The organism is Aeromonas sp. 601027 (genome assembly GCF_049174455.1).
In the GTDB taxonomy this organism is placed as follows: domain Bacteria; phylum Pseudomonadota; class Gammaproteobacteria; order Enterobacterales; family Aeromonadaceae; genus Aeromonas; species Aeromonas veronii_A.
On sequence record NZ_JAAKTN010000005.1, the window covers coordinates 25307 to 42478 of the forward strand.

Consider the following 17172-nt stretch of genomic DNA (forward strand, 5'->3'; position numbering starts at 1 on the left):
CTCATCCCCCCGCCGTCAAGCCGGGTATGATCCCTTATTACGGGCGCTGTCTCAACCTGAATTTGGCACTTCCGGGCCATTTCCCGGCCATTGCACCGCTAAAAACGGCGTGGCTTGCCACATTGCACACCAAATGCATAAAAAAGCCCCGCACTGGGCGGGGCTGAAAGTGATGAAAAACGCAAAACAGACAATTACACACAACAAAGGCTCACACGCACAGTCAACCTTTCCCAAACCCGATGCGCCATCGCCCTTGGGAAAGGCGGGTCTTGCGACCCACCTCATGTTAACGGTTGACTGCTATCAGTTCAGTTCGGTGACACGGCTGGTGCGTTTGCCATCGAAGCTGGTGGTACGCAGGTAGACCTTGCCATTCACGCTCGGCTTGGCCGCGGCGTCATAGGCACTCCAGTTGGTACCGTCCAGGCTGTACTGGATGGGCAGACCCGGCAGATCCACGTTCGCTTCCAGCACACCGTTCACTACCTTGGCACCCGGTACGGAGAGGCGGTATTCAACACCGGCCTGATCCAGTTTCGGCAGCACGCGCTGACCCAGTACGTTGGCAAACTGGTTCCACTCTTTGTTGAGGGTGGCCTTGTTGACGAACTTGGTCTCGCCGGAGAACTCACGACCCTTCACATAGTTCAGCTCGAAGCCACCTTTGTGCCAGGCACGCTCGGCCACGGAGAAGATACGCGGGTAGACCATGTACTCGTACTGAGCATCGGTACGCACGGTTTCACTCCACTGCTGACCGGAGATCCCCTTGAACTTGACCGGATCCTGGTCACCCTTGGCCACGAAGGCGTTGCCGTCGCGATCAACCGAGGTCTCGGCGTTCTGTGGCAGGTTTTCCGGGGCGAAGGCAAACACCTTGCGCGTGTCGTTGAAACGGGTTGCCCAGTAGTAGCCACGCTCAGCCGGGTGTACTTCGTTCGGGAAGTCGAAGTAGAGGTAATCCGGGTTGGACAGCACTACTTGGTAACCCTTGTGCGCCCACTTCATCGCTTCGTTGAAGCCACCCCAGTAGAGGGTTTCCCAGAAGTTGACACGGGTGTTGTCGGTGGCAAAATCCTTGGCTCCGCTGGCGTACTTCAGACCATCTTCCCACGCCTGCAGGGTAGAGAAGCCGCGGTCTTTGACCATCTGGCCCACTTCCTTGGCGAAGTAAACCGGCAGCTCGCCCACTTCCTTGATCTTGCCTTCGTCGATCATCTTCTGGCACATCGGGGACTTGCCAAACGGCTTGTCCTGCTTGCTGGAGTCGACGTTACCTTTCCAGGCGACCAGCTCTTCTTTCTTGGTGACGGCCGGATCCTGATAGCCACCGCCCTGCATGATGTTCTTAGCCTCATCACCACCGTAGTGCCATGCGGTCAGCGGCTGACCGGCGGCCTGGTGCATCTGGGCAACTTCATCCATTACCTTGGCCACGAAGGTGGCAGCACCTGGCTGGCAAGGGTTAATGAAGGACATCTTGTCGTAGAACTGGACTGAGGTGACGTTGGAGGTGTCAGCCGGATCAGTCAGACGGAACTGGTTGGCTTCCGCTTCTTTGCCTTCCGCCATCAGACGCTTGTAGCGCGCTTCCATGGAGACCACGGCAGCACGGGCGTGGGCCGGCATGTTGATTTCGGGGATCACAGTCACACCGCGAGCCTTGGCATAACGCACCAGATCCACGTAGTCAGACTTGCTGTAGAAACCGGAACCCTGGTTGTCGCTGGTCGGGCCGGAACCCAGTTGCGGCATCAGGCACTTGGTTTCGGACTCGTCGTGGCAACGCTGGCTACCGACCTGGGTCAGCTCCGGCAGACCCGGGATCTCCAGACGCCAGCCTTCATCGTTGGTCAGGCCAAGGTGCAGCACGTTGAGCTTCATGGCAGACATCTGGTCAACCAGCTTCTTCATGGTATCCAGGCTGCGGAAGTGGCGGGCCACGTCGGTCTGCATGCCACGGTATTCAAAGCGCGGCGCATCCTCGACGGTCATCGGGCTCACCAGCTTGTCATCAACACCCAGCAGGGAGATCAGGGATTGTGCCCCCCAGAAGGCGCCATCGATGTCGCGACCCTGGATCACTGTGCCCTTCTGACCGATGGTCATGTCATAGCCTTCAGCCTGCTTGAGCTTGCTGCCGAGCTTGATGGTCACCGGGTAGCCGGTGTCGGAGAGGGTAACACCCAGCTTGGTCAGTTGAGCCTTCAGAGCCTCGGCGCGATCGCTCGGCAAGTCCAGGGCATTGAGTTTGATGGTGGAGAAGTCAACCTGCGGGCCAGCTTTGACTACCTGCTTCATCGGGGTCGGCAGGATCTGGTTGTCAATCTTGCCAGCAGGCAGCAGGGTGCTGGTCTGGTTGGCCGCGAAACGGGTCTCGCTGTTCATCAGGATGTTCTTGTCATCCTTGGTACGCTTCCAGCCATCAGCCGGCATCGGCTTCTCGTAGGTGCTGGCATCATTGATGTTGCTCATGCTGGCCAGTACTTTCGGCTCGGCACCTTCGCTGGCGACATACCAGTTCGGCATGATGTCAGATTCGAACAGTACCCAGTATTCCACCACCAGCGGCACTTCGACCGTGGCATCCTTGGCAAAGCCCTGGAACTTCTCGGTTGGCGTCAAACGATAGAGATCGCCGGTCAGGTGAGTGATGGTGAACTGGTCGTTATCCACACGCTGGATACGACGGATGGAGGAGACGTAGATGCTCCAGTCTTTGGAGGTGACGTCCGCACCGGTATTGGTCAGGTGCAGCTTGGCAACGCCACAGCTCGCCCACTCGGAACCCAGCGCCTGGCAATCGAGGCCGGCACCTGCACCGTCGTTGGTGACCACTTCATACTTGACCACCAGGTTGTTGGCGAGGGAGTCGACCACAGCCTGCTTGGCGGCATCGGCTGCCTGGACCTGGCTGACAAAAACGGTAGACATGGCAATGGCTAACAGAGAATGTTTCAAGTTCATAACTGCTGCTCTCATTTGAAGTAAAGGTTGGATTTTCTTGGCTTTTTTATATAGGGCCCCTGAGCGGGGCCCTTAGTTATGTCAACAATGGACTTAGACTTGAGGTGAGCGAGTCGCTCGATTAACGCAGGGCTTTCATCTCACCGGCGATGATTTCGGCCAATGGGCCCAGAATCACCTGCAGGTTCTGCTCACCGAGTTTGACCACACCGGCAGCACCCAGGGCTTTCAGCTTGCGCTCATCGACGATGCTGCGGTCTTTCAGAGTCAGACGCAGACGGGTGATGCAGGCATCGATGGAGACCAGGTTCTCTTGACCACCCAGCACTTCCAGGTATTGCTTGGCCAGCTCGGTACGGTTGGTAGATTGAGCGGCAGCCGGAGCAGTCTCTTCGTCATCTTCACGACCCGGGGTTTTCAGGTTCAGCTTGGCAATCACTACGCGGAACACGGTGTAGTAGAGGCCGAAGAAGACCAGACCCTGAGGGATCAGCATGTACCAGTTGGTCGCCAGCGGGTTACGGCTGGAGAGCACCATATCCACCAGACCGGCACTGAAGCCGAAACCGGCCATCCACTGCATGGAGGCAGCGATGAACACGGAGATACCAGTCAGTACGGCGTGAATGACATACAGTACCGGCGCCACGAACATGAAGGAGAACTCGAGCGGCTCGGTTACACCGGTGAAGAAGGAGGCAAAGGCAGCTGCGATCATGATGGAGGCAACTTTCTCTTTGTTCTCTTTCTTGGCGGAGTGGTAGATGGCCAGAGCGGCACCCGGCAGACCGAACATCATGATGGGGAAGAAGCCAGCCTGGTACATACCGACCACGCCTTTCACCTGCTCCAGGCTCTTGCCAGCGGCCAGAGCGGCATCGATGGTAGCCTGACCACCCAGGAAGTTCGGGATGTCGTTGATACCGGCCACGTTGAACCAGAACACGGAGTTCAGGGCGTGGTGCAGACCGATCGGGATCAGCAGACGGTTGAAGAAGGCGTAGATACCGGCACCGGTTGAGCCCAGGCTCACGATGGACTCACCGAAGGAGACCAGACCACCGTAGATTGCCGGCCATACGGCCATCAGGATGAATGATACGACGATCATCACCACGGAGGTTACGATCGGTACCAGACGACGACCGGAGAAGAAGGAGAGTGCCTTGTGCAGCTCGACGTTGCTGAAGCGGTTGTACAGCTCAGCGGCGATAACACCACACAGGATACCCACGAACTGGTTGCTGATCTTGGCAAACGCGGCAGGAACCTGCTCCACCGGGATGCTCTTGATCTGGGCCACGGCACCCGGGCTCAGCAGGGTGGTAACGACCAGGAAGCCGACCAGACCTGCCAGAGCAGCAGAACCGTCTTTATCCTTGGACATACCGTAGGCGACACCGACTGCGAACAGTACGGACATGTTGTCGATAATGGCTGCGCCCGCCTTGATCAGGAAGGCAGCCAGCGCACTGTCACCACCCCAACCATTCGGGTCAATCCAGTAGCCAACCCCCATCAGGATCGCGGCGGCAGGCAATACCGCTACCGGCACCATCAGGGCACGGCCGATCTTTTGCAAATAACCGAGAATGTTCACGGTTCCTCTCCTTAGTTAATGTTTTTCTAGAAATTAAGTGCTTATCACGTTTGACGCATAAGCCATCAAGGCTTGATTGGCAGTCTAGGGCTTTTATTTCGCTGCGCAAATTAATAAACCGATAATCGTGATCGTTATCACCCAAACAAGATAAAGGTGGTGGATAGATGTGGCTTAGTTCGCAATCTTTATTTACGCTATAAAACAACTTGAATCCGTCTTAGCCAATTGCCACCGCCAAACCGGTCGCAACCCGACACAGAGGTATCCCATATGCGCCTGATCCCGTTGAAATCTGCCAGCCAAGTAGGCCTGTGGTCTGCTCGTTACATCGTTGACCGCATCAACGCGTTCAAGCCGACCAGCGATCGCCCTTTCGTACTGGGCCTGCCCACCGGTGGCACCCCGCTCAACACCTACAAGCGCCTGATCGAGTTGCACAAAGCCGGTGAAGTGAGCTTCCAGAACGTGGTCACCTTCAACATGGACGAGTACGTCGGCCTGCCGGAAGATCACCCGGAGAGCTACCACAGCTTCATGCACAACAACTTCTTCAGCCACATCGACATTCGTCCCGAGAACATCAACATCCTCAACGGCAATGCAGAGGATCTGGTGGCCGAGTGCAAGCGCTACGAAGACAAGATCAAGTCCTACGGCAAGATCCACCTGTTCATGGGTGGCGTGGGTAACGACGGCCACATCGCGTTCAACGAGCCGGCCTCTTCCCTCTCCTCCCGCACCCGGGTCAAGACCCTGACCGAAGATACCCGTATCGCCAACTCCCGCTTCTTCGGTGGCGACATGGAGCAGGTGCCCAAGCTGGCCCTGACCGTTGGTGTAGGCACCCTGATGGATGCGGAAGAGATCATGATCCTGGTTACCGGTCACGGCAAGGCACTGGCCCTGCAGGCCGCCGTGGAAGGCAGCGTCAACCACATGTGGACCATCTCCACCCTGCAACTGCATCCGAAGGGAATGATGGTGTGTGACGAGCCCTCCACCATGGAGCTCAAGGTCAAGACCGTTCGCTACTTCCAGCAGCTGGAAGCCGCCAACATCGGCCGTCTGTAAGGAGTCGTCATGTACGCATTGACCAACTGCACCCTCTACACCGGCAGCTGCGTGCTGACCGGCTACGGGGTGCTTATCGAGGGCGACAAGATTGTCGCCATCTCTCACCTGGCCGAACTGCCTGCGGGCATCGAGCAGATTGACCTCAAAGGCGCCAACCTGACCGCCGGTTTTATCGATGTGCAGCTCAACGGCTGTGGCGGGGTGATGTTCAACACAGACATCACGGTCGAGACCCTGGCAACCATGCAGGCGGCCAACCTCAAATCCGGTACCACCAGCTTCCTGCCGACCCTGATCACCAGTCCGGATGCGGATATGAAGCAGGCCGTTGCGGTGACCCGTGACTACATGGCTGCACACCCCAACGAGGTGCTGGGCGTCCATCTGGAAGGGCCTTACACCAACCTCAAGCGCAAGGGGATCCACCCTGCCGCGCAAATTCGCCAGCCAGCGGACGAGATGATCGACTTCTTCTGCGCCAACGCGGATGCCATCACCAAAATCACCCTGGCTCCGGAGCGCAACGAACCGGCCCATATCCGCCGTCTGGTGGAAGCGGGCATTCTGGTCTCGGCCGGTCACACTGCCGCCAGTTACGATCAGGCCATGGCCGGGTTCGATAACGGTATTCGCTTTGCGACCCACCTCTACAACGCCATGACCCCGACCCTCAACGGTCGCGAACCGGGCGTCGTGGGCGCCATCTATGATCGCAAGGATGTCTACGCGGGCATCATCGTCGATGGCCACCATGTGCACTGGGCCAACGTGCGTCTTGCTCACAAGGCGCTGGGGGAGCGACTGGTGCTGGTCACCGATGCCACCGCAGCAGCCGGAGCGCCGGAAGGCTTTGAGAAATTTGATTTTTGTGGCACCACCGTCTTTTTACGCGATGGTCAGTGTGTCGACGAGAATGGTACACTCGGCGGTTCCTCCCTCACCATGATTGAGGGGGTGGAAAATCTGGTCAAGCAGGTCGGATTACCGCTCGATGAAGCACTGAGAATGGCCAGCCTCTACCCCGCTCGCGCCATTGGATGGGACTCATGTCTCGGTAGTATCCAGGTCGGTAAAGTAGCCAACCTCACTGTCTTCGATCAGGACTTCACGGTCCGTGGGACCGTGGTTAACGGACACTACACACAACAGTGACATCATGACTGGCGGACAAATAGCAAACGTAGATCTTATCAAGCAGGTCAACAGTGCAGCCGTGTATCGGCTCATCGACCTGCAAGGCCCCATCTCCCGGGTCAAGATTGCCGAGTTGAGTCAGCTGGCACCGGCCAGCGTGACCAAAATAACCCGGCAACTGATCGAGCATGGCCTGATCAAGGAGACCTCTCCGCAAGCCTCAACAGGCGGGCGGCGTGCCATCTCCCTGACCACCATCAAACATCGCTTTCAGTTTGTCTCTGCCAAGCTGGGCCGCGGCTACCTGCAACTGAGTCTCTATGACCTCGATGGCAAGGAGCTCGACCAGCACGTCATTCAGGTGACCGAGATCGACCAGCAACCCGTGGTCGACATGCTGCTGCGAGAGATTGGCGCCTTTATCGATGCCAACCGCGAACGCTGTCGCAACCTCATCAGCATCGCGCTGACCATGCCGGGTCTGGTCAACCCGGAATCCGGTATGGTCATCTACACCCCCAAGTACCAGATCCGCAATCTGGGGCTGGCGAAGCTGCTTGAGAACCACTTCAACCTTCCCTGCTACGTGGGTAACGACACCCGTTCCCTCGCGCTGGCCGAACACTTCTTCGGTGAGTCCCGCGACTGCATGGACTCCATTCTGGTGAGTGTTCACCAGGGGACGGGCTCGGGGATCATCACCAAGGGTCAGGTGTTCCTCGGTCAGAACCGCAACGTCGGCGAGATCGGCCATATTCAGGTCGAGCCGCTCGGCAAGCGCTGCCACTGTGGCAACTTCGGCTGCCTCGAAACCATCGCCTCCAACGAAGCGATCATCGACAAGGTGAAGGAGCTCATCAGCCGCGGCCACCAGAGCGCGCTGCAGGAGAAGCACATCACCATTCAGGAGGTGTGCAAGGCGGCGCTGGCAGGTGATGAACTGGCCCGCAGCGTCATCGAGAACGTGGGTGAGCATCTGGGACGGGCAGTGGCCATCACGGTCAACCTGTTCAACCCGCAGAAGGTGCTGATCGCCGGTGAAATCACCGCCGCCGAAGAGATCCTCTTCCCGGCCATCCGTCGCTGCGTCGAGCATCAATCCCTGCCGAGCTTCCACCGTGGCCTGCCCATCGTGAAAGCCCGCTTCCAGAACCAGCCGACCTATGGCGGCTTTGCGCTGGTCAAGCGCGCCCTGCTGGAGGGAGATCTGCTGCAGATCATCATGGAGCAGAAGTAAGGCACTGACCTTGCGAGATAACAAAACGGCAGCCACTGGCTGCCGTTTTCTATTGTGTGCTTGCTAGCGGTTTAACCCGCCCGACATGGCTTGAACAGGTCCAGCTTGTTGTCGTAAACACGGGTCTGCACATCCATGATCCCCAGCATGGAGTGAAAGAGGTTGTCATGGGAGAAGCGCTGGCTGCTCGCCTCCGCCGCCAGGCAACCCATATCAAGCTGGCGATCGGCCTGTAACTGGGGCGAGAACCAGGTCAGCAGCGGCACCCGGGTCTGATCATCCGGCGCAAACTTGTAGGGCGTGCCGTGCAGATAGAGCCCCATAGCCCCAAGGGATTCGCCGTGATCGGAGAGATAGACCAGTCCCACATCATACTGGCTCTCCAGCGACTTGAGCTTGTCTATCAGCAGTCCCACCACCTTGTCGGTGTAGCGGATGGTGTTGTCATAGGTGTTGACCAGCTCTTCGTTGCTGCAGTTTTCAATGTCGCTACGCGGGCAGTCCGGCATAAAGGCGCGCTCGCTGGCAGGGTAACGACGAAAATAGGTCGGGCCATGGCTGCCCATCAGGTGAAAAGCCACCAGCTTGTTGCCCTTCATGCCGGCAATCTGCTGATCCAGCCCCTCCAGCAGCACCTCGTCATAGCAAGACTCCCCCTGACAGAGCGCAGGATAGGATTTGGGGAGGATCTCGATGGTCGGCACATTGCGGCACACCCCTTTACAGCCGCCATCGTTCTCTTTCCACAACACCGAGACCCCGGCATGTTGCAGCACATCGAGCAGGCCGTCACGGGAGCTGGCAAGCTGGTCATCGTAACCGCGGCGAGTGAGGTTGGAGAACATGCAGGGCACCGAGACGGCGGTGGCTGTACCGCAGGAGCGCACATTCCTGAACGACACCACCCCCTGCTCTTTTGCTGTAAAGCTGTTGGTCGCCTTGCCATACCCGTTAAGGGAGTAGTTCTGGCTGCGCGCCGTCTCCCCCACCACCAGGAACATCAAAGTCGGCTTGCTTCCCCGCGCCACCACCCTGGCATCTGTCCCCAGATGCTGGTAGGGGATCGGCGTGGCAAACAGCACATCCCGCCCATATTTGTAGAGGCCGTGCACATAGTTGGCGGGCACAATCTCTTTGGCCAGCGACTTGTTGTTGCGCCCGACCGAGGCGTAATCCTGATAGTAAAGTGACGCGACGCCCCCGATAAACAGCAGAGAGATAGCCAGTGCACCAGCCCGCCACGCCAACCCCTGATACCAGCGAGCCGGATAGCGGATCCGCAGTGACCAGAGCACCAGAACAGGCAGCAGCCCGGTCAGCAGAAACCAGAGCGCAACCGAGCCATTCAAATAGGCACCCGCCTCACCACTGTTGGTCTCCACTATGTTCTGGATCATGCCGGCATCAAAGATGACACCGTATTTGAGCATGGCGTAGCTGACGATGGAGCCAGTCAGAATGAGCACGGTAAAAAAGGGCTTGAGCACAAACCGGAACGTGAAGGGAATAAACACGGCATTGAGCGCAGCGATCAGCACCAGCGGGATCGAGATGGCAAATCCGGCTTTGACATGGGTCAGGGCGCTGAGCACCGTATAGAAATGCAAAAAGATTGGCCAGTTCAGTACCAGGGCGAAAAAGAGCACCAGCAACAGATTGGTCTGCAGTACACCGAGAGTTACACGCATAAACAACTCCTACATACCGGCCTGCAGCGCAGCGGGCCGGCCAAGCCAACAAAAACGACGGGGCCAGCGTAGGAAGTAAAACTTAAGCGCGAATTAAGAGGAGAAGCACGGCGCTCGTGCGCCCCATAACAGCACGGGGTGCTCCGTAGCCCCGAAATGGATTTTTAGTTGTCTATCCATCGGATTTTGCTAGCTTGTTGAGTAGGCATTCCAGAAATGCAGGTTAACCGATGGCACTGATCCAAGCCTCCATAGAACAGTTGCGGGTAGGCCACTATATCCATCTCCCCACCGGATGGACCAACCACCCGTTTATGTTCAATGCCTTCAAAATCAAAGATCAGCAGCAGCTGGATATCATCCGCCACCTTGATCTGAGCCTGATGATGGTGGATCCGGACAAGAGCGATCTGCCTATCGAGCCACTGTTGCGTGGCGATATCCCCGATGCCGGGCCCGATCTCGAAGAGCTGGAGTCCCTGATTGATGCCGGCCCGCCCCCTTTTGACGAAAAAGCCTTTCGCCGCTCCATGCGCGCCGCCGACAAGGCCTTTGGCCAGTCCATGAGCGAGCTGCGCGATGCGCTCGGGGCACTCAACCTCAAACCGGATGAAGGGCTGGCCAACACCGCCCAGATCGTCCGCAATGCCGCCTTCACCCTCAGTCAGCACGAGGGCCCCCTCGGGCTCCACCTGATCCGCAGTCCCCACACCGATGTCCTGCTGCAGCACAGTCTCAACGTGGCTTTCATTGCCATGTTGATGGCGCGCGAACTGGGGATGAATCCCATCGAGCTGGAAGAGACCGGGCTTGCGGGACTTATCCACGATATAGGTGAACTGAAAATTCCCAGCCAGATCACCCAAAAGCGTGGTGAGCTAAACAAGGCTGAGCAGAACTTCCTCAAGATGCATCCCCAGTACGGATTTGACATGCTGAACCAACTCAATGCCTTTGAGCCCAAAATTCGTCAGGTAGCCCATCTGCACCACGAACGGCTCGACGGTAGCGGTTATCCGCTGGGGATCAAGGGGGGGGAGATCCCGCCGCTGGCGCGGCTGATCGGACTGGTCGACTTCTACGACGAGCTGCTTCATCCCCGCAACAGCGGCACGCCGGCGGCACCGAGTCAGGCCATCAGCCAGCTCTACAAGTTATCCCAGAAGAAGTTCGACCAGAATCTGGTCAAGTTGCTGGTCAAGGTGCTGGGGGTCTACCCGCCGGGATCCCTGGTGAAACTCTCCGACGAGAGCATTGCGCTGGTACTCTCTACCGAACCCACCATGCCCCTCAAGCCGAAGATCCTGCCCTATATCAAGGCCCAGCGGCCGGAAGCGGTCGCCATGATCGATCTGCGGGAAGATGAACGCACCATCAGTGCCTTTATCAAACAGGAGGAGCTGGATGAGGGACAGCGGCAGTTCTTCAATCTGACCCGCCGCTTCTGTTACTACTTTGCATTCTGAGTTATCCCCAGAAGCTGGGGATAACTCATTGGACAAACCGGAATAATTGCACGAATCCCCACCAACAGGTTGCCATCTGATCATGTATAAAAAACGCCCAGCTAGGGGGCCGGGCGGAGCATGCCACTTCCATGTGGCGTATCCGACGGATACATTCATGCTCTATCCATCAATAGCAATCTGTCGCCTCTTACACAAATATCAATTTAACATGCTGATTTAATGTAGTTTTATCCATTTGTTCTGGCAAACTGGCGGTCCGTTGCGACCCGCAGGGCCAACCGAACAAGATCTTGATCACACTTATTCACGGGCTGGTTGTTTTTTAGGCTGGCTGATGAGGCGCGTTTTTTATGCAGTTGGTTCTCTCTTTGTTACAGCAGATGAGCGTCAGCCTGGTGATCGCCTATCTCTTCTCGAAAAGCCCGCTGCTTCGCCCGCTTGCCAACTATTCAGTGAGGATTCCTCACAAGGTACTGATATACATAATATTTTCATGTTTTTGCATCCTCGGAACCTATGTGGGCCTAGATATCGACGATGCCATCGCCAACACCCGGGCTGTCGGCGCCGTCTTGGGGGGATTATTGGGGGGACCGCTGGTGGGCTTTCTGGTGGGGCTGACCGGCGGTCTGCACCGCTATACGCTGGGGGGATTTACCGATCTCGCCTGCGCCATCTCCACCACCTGCGAGGGGTTGCTCGGGGGCATAGTGCACTGGCGACTGATGCGCTCGGGGCGAACGGATGCCCTGTTTGAACCACGCATCGCCTTCTTTACCACTCTCTATGCCGAGATCATGCAGATGGTCATCATCCTGCTGGTGGCGACCCCGTTCGACAAATCCCTGCTGTTGGTACGCACCATCGCCACCCCGATGATTCTGGCCAACTCCTGTGGCGCGGCGCTCTTTATCAGCATGATCCGCGACCAGCAGCGGATGTATGAGAAGTTCTCCCGGGTCTTCTCCGCCAAGGCGCTCAATATCGCCAACCGTACAGTGGGGATCATGAGTCAGGGCTTTACCCCACAGGCAAGCAACAAGATTGCCCGCATCATTCAGGAGGAGACCGGCGTTGGGGCGGTCGCCATCACGGACACCGAGCAGATCCTCGCCTTTATCGGCACCGGCGAAGATCACCATCTGCCGGGCACCCCCATCGCGTCAGCCATCACCATGCAGGCCATCGCCCAGAACAAGGTGCTGTTTGCCGATGGCAACAGCCAGCCCTATCGCTGCAGCCTCTCCTCCGCCTGCCAGCTGGGCTCGGTGCTGGTGATCCCGCTGCAGGGGGACAAGGGGGTGATCGGCACCATCAAGCTCTACGAGCCGAAGAAGCGACTGTTTCTCAAGATCAACCACACCCTGGGGGAAGGGATTGCCAACCTGCTGTCACAGCAGTTGCTGGCCGGTCGGCTGGAGCAGCATCAGCGGCTGCTGGTGCAGTCCGAACTCAAGCTGATCCAGGCCCAGATCAACCCCCACTTTCTGTTCAACACCCTCAACACCATCAGTGCCATCACCCGGCGCGATCCGGACAAGGCGCGGGATCTGCTGCTGCATCTGTCGCTGTTCTTTCGCAAGAACCTCAAACGCCAGAGCGGCCTTGCGACTCTGCAGGAGGAGCAGGAGCACTGCCAATCCTATCTGGAGATCGAGCTGGCCCGTTTTGGCGATCGGCTGACGGTGATAAACGAGATCCCGCCCCATCTGGCCACACTGCGACTGCCCAGCTTCACCCTGCAACCGTTGATCGAGAATGCCATCAAGCACGGCATCTCGACTCTGCTGGAGCAGGGGCGCATTCGCCTCTGGACCGATGAGCATCCCACCAGCGTCACCATCCATGTGGAAGATAATGCAGGCACCTGGCAAGCACATCCCGCTGGCGACGGTCTGGGCATGACCATCGTAGACCGGCGACTGAAAAGCGCCTTTGGCGAGCGCTATGGCGTGACTATTGCGTGCGAGCCGGAACAGTGGACCCGGGTGTCGTTCACCATCCCCAAGGAGCAACCATGATCCGCACTCTGATAGTCGATGACGAACACTACGCCCGCGAAGAGCTGAGGCAGCAGCTGGCCTGCGATCCTGCCATCGAGATCGTGGGGGAAGCGGCCAACGCCATCGAGGCGCTGCCGCTTATTCAGCGCCTCAAGCCTGATGTGGTGTTCCTCGATATCCAGATGCCCAAGCTGAGCGGCATGGAGCTGGTCGCCATGCTCGACCCCCTGCCCCGCATCGTCTTTGTCACCGCCTTTGACGAATATGCCATTCAGGCCTTTGAAGAGAACGCCTTCGACTACCTGCTCAAGCCGGTGGAGCCCGCCCGGCTCGCCAAGACGCTGGCTCGCCTCAAGCAGGATATCTCCCCGCAGCCCATCGAGCGGCTGGCCCCCACCATCGCACATATTCCGGGCTATCTGCACAATCGGGTCAGGCTGCTGCCCATCGCGCAGGTGGAGTATGCCTTCTCCGATCTGGGCGGGGTCCATGTGGCCTGTCAGGGCGAGCTGTTCCACACCCAGCTCACCCTCAAATCGCTGGAAGAAAAGAGCCCGCTGCTGCGCTGCCACCGCCAGTATCTGGTCTCCCCCAACGCCATCTTCGAGATCCGGCTGCTGGATAACCAGCTGGCAGAGATTGTCACCCCGAGCGGCGCCCGAGTGCCGGTCAGTCGTCGCTATCTCAAGGAGCTCAAAGATCAGCTGGGGCTGGACTGAGCCGCGGAGTGTGCGCCTGATCACAGCCGCCGACCGCTCGGCGCGCCAAAGCGCCGCTCGGGGAGTTTCACCTGCCAGTCAGGCGCAACCGTTTTAGACTCGCTCTGCACACTAAAAAATAACAATGCAGGAGCGTAGCAATGATCTGGTTCTTCCTCTGTGTCGGCTTACTTGTGGCCGGCTACTTCATATACGGCAAATTCATCGAACGGATATTCAGCCCGAAACCCGAGCTGAAAACCCCCGCAATCACCATGGCTGACGGGGTGGACTATGTCCCCATGTCGGACAAGAAAGTCTATCTGGTTCAACTGCTCAACATCGCAGGTGTCGGCCCCATCTTCGGCCCGATCCTGGGTGCCCTCTACGGCCCCGTCGCCATGCTGTGGATCGTCTTTGGCTGCATCTTCGCCGGTGCGGTACATGACTACTTCTCCGGCATGCTGTCGGTGCGCGCCAAGGGTGCCTCGGTGCCAACCGTGGTCGGTGAGCATCTGGGCACCGCCGCCAAGCACTTCATGAACCTGTTTGCCGTGGTGCTGCTGATGCTGGTGGGCGTGGTATTCGTGCTGAGCCCGGCAGGCCTCTTGGCCAACCTCACCTCCACCGATCTGGTCTACTGGATTGTGGCAATCTTTGCCTACTACATCCTCGCGACCATAGTCCCCATCGACAAGATCATCGGCCGCTTCTACCCCATCTTCGGCGCCCTGTTGGTCTTCATGTCGGTCGGCCTCATCGTTGGCCTGATCGCCTCCGGCAAAGGCTTCTACAACACCGGGATGGACTTCTCCAACCTGCACCCGACCGAGCTGCCGCTCTGGCCGCTGCTGTTCATCACCATCGCCTGTGGCGCGGTATCCGGCTTCCACGCCACCCAGTCACCGCTGATGGCGCGCTGCATGCAGAACGAAAAATCCGGCCGCTTCATCTTCTACGGTGCAATGATCGGTGAAGGGATCATCGCCCTTATCTGGTGCACCCTGGGTCTCTCCTTCTACGACAGCACCGAAGCGCTCAACGCTACCATGGCCAACGGCGGCCCGGCAGCCGTGGTACACGAAGTCTCCACCAGCCTGCTCGGCACCGTAGGAGGCATTCTGGCCATCCTCGGCGTGGTGATCCTGCCCATCACCTCCGGTGACACCGCGTTTCGCAGTGCTCGCCTGATCGTGGCGGACTTCCTGAAGATGACCCAGAAACCGCTGGCCAAGCGTCTGCTGATCGCCATCCCCATGTTTATCCTTGGTTTCATCATCTCCAAGGCTGAGTTCGGGGTGATCTGGCGCTACTTCGGCTGGGCCAACCAGACCACCGCCGTCATCATGCTGTGGGCTGCGGCTGCCTACCTCATCAAAGAGGGCAAGCTGCACTGGATCTGCACCATTCCCGCCATGTTCATGACTGCTGTAGTGATCACCTATCTGGCCAACGCCCCCATCGGGTTCGGGCTGGAGATGGGGACCTCCACCATCATCGGCCTGACTGCAACGGCGGCCATTACCGTGGCCTTCCTGATGAAGTTCCGCCAGCCCTTGGTCAGCAGTACCAGCGAAGGGTAAAACAGCAAAAAATTGCTGCGAAAGCAGTACAAAAAAGGCGCCTGATGGCGCCTTTTTTAATGACAAAAAGACTAATAAGACAACTGTCGAACGGCTTCAGCTTCAATACAGCAAATAGCTTTAAGATTCCGGGCAAACTGACGATAAATGTGTGATTCTTAATTGCTTTAGTGCTTGTTGGAACCCATGATTAAGCTGTGCGTCATGCCAGTGGAGGTTATAAATGGCCCTTGATTATTTTGCCCTTGGTCTGCTCGTCTTTGTCGGGCTGGTCATTTTTTATGGCGTCATCGTTATCCACGATATTCCTTACGAGATTGCCAAACATCGGAATCACCCTCATCAGGATGCCATTCATGTGGCAGGTTGGGTCAGCCTGTTTACCCTGCACGTGCTGTGGCCCTTCCTCTGGATCTGGGCAACCCTCTATCGGCCGGATCGCGGCTGGGGCTTTAGCCAGCGGCTGCAAGAAGATGAAGAGGAGCTGGCGGCCCTCAAGCAGGAGTTGGCGGATCTGAAGAGCCGTATCAACACTATCGAACAGAGTGAGCAACAGGGATAAACCATGGACCTGCTACTGATCCTGACCTACACGGCACTGTGTGTCGCCATATTCAAAATCTTCCGCATCCCGCTCAACAAGTGGACCGTCCCCACCGCAGCACTGGGCGGCGTGCTGCTCATCGGCACCCTGATCATGCTGATGAACTACAACCACCCCTACTCCGAGATGGCGCGCAACTACTACGTCTCCACCCCCATAGTGCCGCTGGTCAAGGGCCGGGTGGTTGAGGTGCCGGTACAGGCCAACCAGCCGGTGAAAAAAGGGGATGTGCTGTTTCGCATCGATGACGAGCCGTTCCGCCTGAAAGTGGAGAGCCTCACCGCACGGGTCGAATCCAACCGCGAACACCTCAAGTCCATCGAGGCGAGACTGCGCTCCGCCAGGCTGGATCGGGATCGCGCCAGCGACCTGATGCGCCGTGGCGTGGGCAAGCAGCGCGACCTCGACGTCACCCAGGCCAACGTGGACGACATCGTGGCCCAGATTGACCAGCAGAAAGCCACCCTGAACGATCTGCAGGCCCAGCTGATGGAAGCCAAGTACCAGCAGTCACAAACCGTGGTCTATGCCCCGAGCGATGGTCATGTGGTGCAATTGGCCCTACGCCCCGGCATGATCGCCACCCCCTTCATGTATCGTCCGGTGATGACCTTCATCCACAAGGATGACACCGCCTACGTCGGCTGGTTCTGGCAGAACAGCATGCAGAGACTGGCGGTGGGCGATGAGGCCGAAGTGGTGATCGATGGCGTACCCGGCAAGATCTTCAAAGGCAAGGTGACAGCCGTGGTTCCGGCCATTGCCGCCGGTAACGTGCAGGCCAACGCCGGTCTGCTGGATCAAACCACTGCGGTGCGCCCGGGTCGTCTGCCGGTGGTTATCTCCATCACCGACCCCGAGTGGGCCAAGTATCAGGTAATTGCAGGCTCCAGCGGGCAGGCTGCCATCTATACCCACTACTTCCACCATGTATCTGTGATGCGCAAAGTGCTGCTGCGCATGGCAAGCTGGATGAACTACATCTTCCCGTTCCATTGATCAGCACCCAAGCACCCTGCGGGCCGGCATCATGCCGGCCCGCTGTTTTTGTGACGGCAAGCACCCTATAATGGCGCCATCTTGCACCACCCCACATCGACATACCCAAG

Annotated in this window: 12 protein-coding genes; 9 read left to right on the forward strand and 3 right to left on the reverse strand. The window is 58.0% G+C overall.

What is annotated here, in order from left to right; all coding sequences use genetic code 11:
• Positions 1-306: 306 nt before the first annotated feature.
• Together G5193_RS08145 and nagE are read right to left on the reverse strand one after the other, a co-directional pair.
• Positions 307-2970, reverse strand: a complete 2664-nt coding sequence (locus tag G5193_RS08145; protein ID WP_005334304.1) for a beta-N-acetylhexosaminidase — start codon at positions 2968-2970, stop codon at positions 307-309.
• Between the two features lie 121 nt (positions 2971-3091).
• Positions 3092-4570, reverse strand: coding sequence for an N-acetylglucosamine-specific PTS transporter subunit IIBC (gene nagE / locus G5193_RS08150; RefSeq protein ID WP_421205778.1), 1479 nt, complete (start codon positions 4568-4570; stop codon positions 3092-3094).
• Positions 4571-4843: 273 nt separating this feature from the next.
• Here nagE and nagB point away from each other — a divergent pair, with 273 nt between their 5' ends.
• From nagB to nagC, 3 genes are read left to right on the forward strand one after another with little or no spacing between them, the layout of a single operon-like run.
• Complete coding sequence (gene nagB / locus G5193_RS08155; protein ID WP_005334308.1) at positions 4844-5644, forward strand: glucosamine-6-phosphate deaminase; 801 nt, start codon at positions 4844-4846, stop codon at positions 5642-5644.
• A gap of 9 nt (positions 5645-5653) precedes the next feature.
• Positions 5654-6799 carry an N-acetylglucosamine-6-phosphate deacetylase gene (nagA, locus tag G5193_RS08160; protein WP_421205779.1) on the forward strand — a complete coding sequence of 382 codons (1146 nt, stop codon included), beginning with the start codon at positions 5654-5656 and terminating at the stop codon, positions 6797-6799.
• 4 nt (positions 6800-6803) lie between these two features.
• Complete coding sequence (gene nagC / locus G5193_RS08165; RefSeq protein WP_005334312.1) at positions 6804-8018, forward strand: DNA-binding transcriptional regulator NagC; 1215 nt, start codon at positions 6804-6806, stop codon at positions 8016-8018.
• 71 nt (positions 8019-8089) lie between these two features.
• Here the strand turns inward: nagC and G5193_RS08170 are convergent, their stop codons facing one another.
• Positions 8090-9706, reverse strand: coding sequence for a phosphoethanolamine transferase (locus G5193_RS08170; protein WP_421205780.1), 1617 nt, complete (start codon positions 9704-9706; stop codon positions 8090-8092).
• A 230-nt stretch (positions 9707-9936) separates the two neighbouring features.
• Here G5193_RS08170 and G5193_RS08175 point away from each other — a divergent pair, with 230 nt between their 5' ends.
• From G5193_RS08175 to G5193_RS08200, 6 genes are all read left to right on the forward strand, one after another.
• Positions 9937-11172, forward strand: coding sequence for an HD-GYP domain-containing protein (locus G5193_RS08175; protein WP_216954168.1), 1236 nt, complete (start codon positions 9937-9939; stop codon positions 11170-11172).
• A 353-nt stretch (positions 11173-11525) separates the two neighbouring features.
• A complete protein-coding gene (locus G5193_RS08180) occupies positions 11526-13196 on the forward strand; it encodes a sensor histidine kinase (protein WP_216954170.1) in 1671 nt (556 codons plus the stop codon).
• A complete protein-coding gene (gene btsR, locus G5193_RS08185) occupies positions 13193-13897 on the forward strand; it encodes a two-component system response regulator BtsR (protein ID WP_005344408.1) in 705 nt (234 codons plus the stop codon). Before G5193_RS08180 ends, btsR begins: the two co-directional genes overlap by 4 nt.
• A gap of 140 nt (positions 13898-14037) precedes the next feature.
• On the forward strand, positions 14038-15459 hold the full coding sequence (locus G5193_RS08190; RefSeq protein ID WP_005350521.1) for a carbon starvation protein A: 1422 nt from the start codon (positions 14038-14040) through the stop codon (positions 15457-15459).
• A gap of 223 nt (positions 15460-15682) precedes the next feature.
• Positions 15683-16021 carry a DUF3302 domain-containing protein gene (locus G5193_RS08195; protein ID WP_257124649.1) on the forward strand — a complete coding sequence of 113 codons (339 nt, stop codon included), beginning with the start codon at positions 15683-15685 and terminating at the stop codon, positions 16019-16021.
• Positions 16022-16024: 3 nt separating this feature from the next.
• Positions 16025-17062: an HlyD family secretion protein gene (locus G5193_RS08200; RefSeq protein WP_075115488.1), complete on the forward strand. Its 1038-nt coding sequence runs from the start codon at positions 16025-16027 to the stop codon at positions 17060-17062.
• Positions 17063-17172 lie beyond the last annotated feature (110 nt).

Coding starts and splice junctions, on each gene's coding strand:
- G5193_RS08145 (WP_005334304.1), bottom strand. CDS start 2,970: ATGAACTTGAAACATTCTCTGTTAGCCATTGCCATGTCTACCGTTTTT.
- nagB (WP_005334308.1), top strand. CDS start 4,844: ATGCGCCTGATCCCGTTGAAATCTGCCAGCCAAGTAGGCCTGTGGTCT.
- nagA (WP_421205779.1), top strand. CDS start 5,654: ATGTACGCATTGACCAACTGCACCCTCTACACCGGCAGCTGCGTGCTG.
- nagC (WP_005334312.1), top strand. CDS start 6,804: ATGACTGGCGGACAAATAGCAAACGTAGATCTTATCAAGCAGGTCAAC.
- G5193_RS08170 (WP_421205780.1), bottom strand. CDS start 9,706: ATGCGTGTAACTCTCGGTGTACTGCAGACCAATCTGTTGCTGGTGCTC.
- G5193_RS08175 (WP_216954168.1), top strand. CDS start 9,937: ATGGCACTGATCCAAGCCTCCATAGAACAGTTGCGGGTAGGCCACTAT.
- G5193_RS08180 (WP_216954170.1), top strand. CDS start 11,526: ATGCAGTTGGTTCTCTCTTTGTTACAGCAGATGAGCGTCAGCCTGGTG.
- btsR (WP_005344408.1), top strand. CDS start 13,193: ATGATCCGCACTCTGATAGTCGATGACGAACACTACGCCCGCGAAGAG.
- G5193_RS08190 (WP_005350521.1), top strand. CDS start 14,038: ATGATCTGGTTCTTCCTCTGTGTCGGCTTACTTGTGGCCGGCTACTTC.
- G5193_RS08195 (WP_257124649.1), top strand. CDS start 15,683: ATGGCCCTTGATTATTTTGCCCTTGGTCTGCTCGTCTTTGTCGGGCTG.
- G5193_RS08200 (WP_075115488.1), top strand. CDS start 16,025: ATGGACCTGCTACTGATCCTGACCTACACGGCACTGTGTGTCGCCATA.